The sequence below is a fragment of the Allosphingosinicella sp. genome (assembly GCF_036387215.1).
Taxonomy (GTDB): Bacteria; Pseudomonadota; Alphaproteobacteria; order Sphingomonadales; family Sphingomonadaceae; genus Allosphingosinicella.
Map to the genome: position 1 here is coordinate 1 of NZ_DASVUE010000305.1, position 4,593 is coordinate 4,593.

Sequence of the window (4,593 nt, forward strand, 5' to 3'; positions counted from 1 at the left end):
ATCCTGCTCATGGACCGCTCGATCAAACCCGGCGACGTGATCGTCGTCGGCGAAAGCTTCGGCCATGTCTCGAAGATCGGCGTGCGCGCCGTCTCGATCATCACCCGCGACGGCAAGGAGCACCTCATCCCGAATGAGAATCTGATGACTCAGGAGGTGGAGAACTGGTCCTATTCCAGCCCCAACGTCCGGGTGCACATCCCGGTCGGCGTCGGCTACGATTGCGATCTGAAGCTGGCCCAGCGGCTGATGATCGAGGCTGCAAGCGCGCCGGAGCGGGTGTTGAAGGCGCCGAAGCCCAGCGTCTGGCTGGTGGCGTTCGGCGAAAGCTCCGTCGATCATGAAATCCTGGTCTGGATTGCCGATCCCCAGTCCGGCGTCGGCGGCGTCCGTTCGGAAATCCTCAACCGGGTGTGGACCTTGTTCCAGGAGAACGGGATCGAACTCCCGTTCCCGCAGCGCGACATCCACGTCAAAAGCTGGCCGAATCCTCCTGGCGGAGAAGGAGCGCCGTCAGCCGGTTGAGCGCCGTCCCGAGCTCGTCGGCAAGGCGGCGCGCGGCCGCCGGAGGAGCCTGGCCGCCGCTCTGGAGCAGGGCTTCGACTGCGGCGGCGGACCATTTGGCGGTCTCGCCCACCAGGCAATCGAAGCGGCGGCGGACGATCGGCAGCGCCTGATCGTAGGCGCTGCTGAGGCGCGCGGCTTCATCGAGAGCGGCATCGGCGGCGTCCGGCGCGGTCCCGCGCCCGGCGAGCACCTCGACCAGGCGAAGCACATGCCGAAGCTGCGCCACCTGGCGGCCGGCATCGACCGGAATGCTCGCAAATTGCGCTGGCGAATGGTGCGTCATCGGCCGAGCGCCTTAGCCCGACCCCCGCTAAGGAAGCGCTAACGGCTCTCAGCCGCGCCGCAGCAGGCGCCAGAATTCGGCGTCGGAAAAGCCGTTGCCGCCCCGCCCGCGCATCCCTTCCAATATCCCGGTCGCCTGCCGGACGACGACCAGCTCTTCCTTCCGGCTGACGTAGAGTCGCTGCTTGCCTGCGCCGGCCGCAAGGACGAGGTCGGCCGGTATCTCCGGAACGTCGGGCCGAACGTCAGTAGCCAATCGAAGCTGCGGGATCGCTGCGCGCCGCGCCTCGGGCATCGGGCGGTTGAGCCACCAGCTGAGGCCGTAAGCGGGATTGGCGGCACTTCCCTGGAAGCAGGCTTCGAGCGTGGCGGGATTGACGATCGGCCGTCCCTCCACCTTCCCGCCGAGGCGGACGAACTCGCCGAACCGGGCCCAGTCCCGCGCCGTCAGCCGCGCTCCGGAGCCGAGATGCGGCATGCCGTCCCGGCCGCGCCGCCAGGAGGCGAAGGCGATTCCCGCCGGGTCCAGCACCCGCCGCTTCAGATAGGCGACCGGATCTTCCTTGCGGCCGAGCTTGCGCGTCAGGATCTCGCCGAACAGCTGGAACGGATCGCCGCCATAAGCGAAGACCGTCCCGGGCTCCGCGACCGCTTCGACGGCGACGCTCTCCTCATAGGTGAGGAGATCACCGCGGGCGCGGCGGGTGGCGAGGCCGCTGGTGAGCGAGAGGATGTGGCGGATGGTGATCCGCCGCTTCAGGGGATGCTCCCGCCATTCGGGAAGGGTATCGGCGGCAAGCTCGTCGAGGCGGAGCAGGCGGTCCTGGACCGCGGCTGCCGCCATGACACCGCAGAAGCTCTTGGCGCCGCTTGCAAGCTCGTGCGGACGGTCCGGAGCGCCGCCGTTCGGATAATCCTCGAAGACGATCCGGCCGCCGCGCATCACCAGCATCGATATGCCGCGGAAGGAGGCGCTGTAATCGGCTGCCGCGCGATAAGCCGGCTCGGCAAAGGCCGCGGCGGGCGCCGCGAAGGCCGCACCGATCGCGGCCGCGGTGCCGGCGAGGACGGTGCGGCGGGTGAAGCCGGGGCTCACGAGGCGGAGCCCGGCATCCACTTATTGCGGCGTGGAGGTCTTGGCTTCCCGGCCGTCGCCTTCCGGAACGGCGAGGATCGTCTGGGTGGTCGCGCCCTTGTCGGTGACGACGGTGCTGGGATCGCCGACCACCGAGCGCGCGCCCGGAGCGGAATTGGCAGCGCCGGCCTGGTTGAGGATCTGCGTCTCGGTCGCGGCGCGCGGCGCCGGGCCGCCGAACAGGGCCTGGACGGCCTGCGTGCGGGCGTCGACTGCGGGAGCCGCTTCGCCCGGACGCGGCGGCGTCAGCGCGAAATCGGGCGGAACGACCAGCGGGGCGTTCCGCGCAACCGCATATTCGTCGGGCCCGCGGCCGCCGAGGCCGCCGGAGGCGCAGCCCGCCAGGAGCAGGGTCGAGGCCGCCGCGGCCATGGCGAGGTTCACGATACGCATGTTTCAGGCTTCCTTCGTGGGCTTCCGGTCGCGCGTGAGAAGCGCTCGGAACAGCAATAGCAGAACGCCGATGGTAATGGCAGCGTCGGCCACATTGAAGACCAAAAATGGCCGCCACTCGCCGAAATGCAGATCGGCGAAATCAACGACATAGCCGTAGCGGATGCGGTCGACGATGTTGCCGAGCGCTCCGCCGAGCACGAAAGCGAGCGCAAGCGCATCGTCCCGCCGCCGCTCGCGCCACAGCCAATAGGTGACGCCCGCCGAGATGAAGGCGGTGAGCGCGACCAGGAGCCAGCGGCCGACTTCGCCGTCGGCGGTGAGGAAGCCCATCGATACGCCGCGATTTTCGACCCAGGAGAGGCGGAAGAAGGAGACGATGTCGATCTGCCGGTTCGGCTGGCTCTGGAGTGCGAGCGGATAGGTGATGATCCACTTGGTAAGCTGATCGATCACGAAGATGCCGGCCGCGGTTCCGAAGCCGAGCGCGCGGTGATTCCTGTAGAGGTCCGCTCCCAATGGAACCGCCCGTGCGCCGGTGATGCTCTCAGCCATTCAATACCCCATCGCAGCGGGCGCAGAGCGCGCCGTCCTCGGTCACTTCCGGCAGGTGGCGCCAGCAGCGGCCGCATTTCTCGCGCCCGGTTCTCGAAATGGCAATGGTTTCGCTTGCGCCGGGCGAGGCCCGCAGTTCCGAAACGATGCAGATTTCAGTGAAATCGACCGACGAGACCGCCTCGGCCGCGCCGGCGTCGGCAAGCGCGAGATCCACTTCGGCTTCGAGGCTCGAGCGGATCACCTTCTCGCGCCGGAGCGGCTCGATCGCCTCGGTGACTCGAGTGCGGACCGCGCGAACCGTCTCCCACTTCGAACCGAGCGCATCGTCGCGCCAGCCGGCGTCGATCTGCGGCCAGACTTCGAGATGCACCGAACCTGCCCCGGGGTAGCGGCTCTGCCAGACTTCCTCGGCGGTGAAGCAGAGGATCGGGCTTACCCAGCGGATCAGCGCCTGGAAGACATGATCCAGCACTGTTCGGTACGCGCGGCGCTTCGTTTCCGATGGTGCATCGCAATAGAGGCTGTCCTTGCGGATATCGAAGAAGAAGGCGGAGAGATCGTCGTTGGCGAAGGAGGTGATGAGCCGGATGTAGCGGTTGAACTCGAATGCCTCCGCGGCCGCTTTCAGCTCCGAGTCCAGCTCCGCCAGCCGGTGAAGAACCCAGCGCTCCAGCTCCGGCATTTCCCCGGCCGCGACGCGCTCGGCATCGTCGAAGCCTTCGAGCGCGCCCAGCAGGTAGCGGAACGTGTTCCTGAGCTTGCGATAGGCGTCGGACGTGCCGGCGAGCACTTCCTTGCCGATCCGCACGTCCTCGAAATAGTCGGTCGAGGCGACCCAGAGGCGGAGGATGTCGGCGCCGCTCTCGTCGATCACCTTCAAGGGATCGACCGTATTGCCGATCGATTTCGACATCTTGCGCCCGTTCTGGTCGAGCGCGAAGCCGTGGGTCAGCACCGTCTCGAACGGCGCCCGGCCGCGCGTGCCGGAGCTTTCCAGCAAGGACGACTGGAACCAGCCGCGATGCTGGTCGGAGCCTTCGATGTAGAGGCTTGCGCGCGTGCCCTCGCCGTATCGCGCCTCGACCACATAGGAGTGGGTCGATCCGGAATCGAACCAGACGTCGAGGATGTCGGTGACCGGCTCATAATCGTCGAGACTGTAATGGTTGCCGAGCAGCGCCTGGTGGTCGGCCGCGAACCAGGCGTCCGCGCCGCCTTCGTGGAAGGCTCGGATGATGCGGGAATTGACCACCGCATCCTTCAGATATTCGCCCGTTTCCCTGTGCACGTAGAGCGCGATCGGAACGCCCCAGGCGCGCTGGCGGCTGATCACCCAGTCCGGGCGCCCTTCGACCATGGAGCGGATGCGGTTCCTCGATTTCTCCGGCACCCAGCGGGTCTCGTCGATCGCCGAGAGCGCGGTCTCACGCAGAGTCATGGCGCTGCTGTTGTCGCCCGCGCCGCGCTCGCCGACGGAGGCGGACGCATTTGAGGCGCTCCGCGCCTGATCCATCGGAATGAACCATTGGGGCGTGGCGCGGAAGATCACCTTGGCCTTGGAGCGCCAGCTGTGCGGATAACTGTGCTGGAAGTCCGCGGAGGCGGCGAGGAGGGCCCCCGCCTCTCGCAGATCGGTGCAGATCGGCCCGTCCGGCGCG

Annotated in this window: 6 protein-coding genes; 1 reads left to right on the forward strand and 5 read right to left on the reverse strand. The window is 67.6% G+C overall.

From position 1 onward, the window contains the following. The coding region (locus VF662_RS12340) for a mechanosensitive ion channel family protein (RefSeq protein WP_464141608.1) at positions 1 to 525 on the forward strand (525 nt) is incomplete at its 5' end. Here the strand turns inward: VF662_RS12340 and VF662_RS12345 are convergent. The 5 genes from VF662_RS12345 to VF662_RS12365 all read right to left on the reverse strand — a co-directional run. Continuing rightward, positions 473 to 850 (reverse strand): hypothetical protein, encoded by a 378-nt coding sequence (locus VF662_RS12345; protein WP_464141611.1) that lies wholly within the window; start codon positions 848 to 850, stop codon positions 473 to 475. The genes VF662_RS12340 and VF662_RS12345 overlap by 53 nt on opposite strands. Positions 851 to 898: 48 nt before the next feature. Beyond that, positions 899 to 1,966: a serine hydrolase domain-containing protein gene (locus VF662_RS12350; RefSeq protein ID WP_464141615.1), complete on the reverse strand. Its 1,068-nt coding sequence runs from the start codon at positions 1,964 to 1,966 to the stop codon at positions 899 to 901. Beyond that, positions 1,967 to 2,377, reverse strand: coding sequence for a DUF3035 domain-containing protein (locus tag VF662_RS12355; protein ID WP_464141617.1), 411 nt, complete (start codon positions 2,375 to 2,377; stop codon positions 1,967 to 1,969). It lies immediately after the preceding gene. 3 nt (positions 2,378 to 2,380) lie between these two features. After that, on the reverse strand, positions 2,381 to 2,932 hold the full coding sequence (gene lspA, locus VF662_RS12360) for a signal peptidase II (RefSeq protein WP_464141620.1): 552 nt from the start codon (positions 2,930 to 2,932) through the stop codon (positions 2,381 to 2,383). After that, positions 2,925 to 4,593: class I tRNA ligase family protein (locus tag VF662_RS12365; protein WP_464141622.1), on the reverse strand; the 1,669-nt coding region annotated here is incomplete at its 5' end. The genes VF662_RS12365 and lspA, both read right to left, overlap by 8 nt.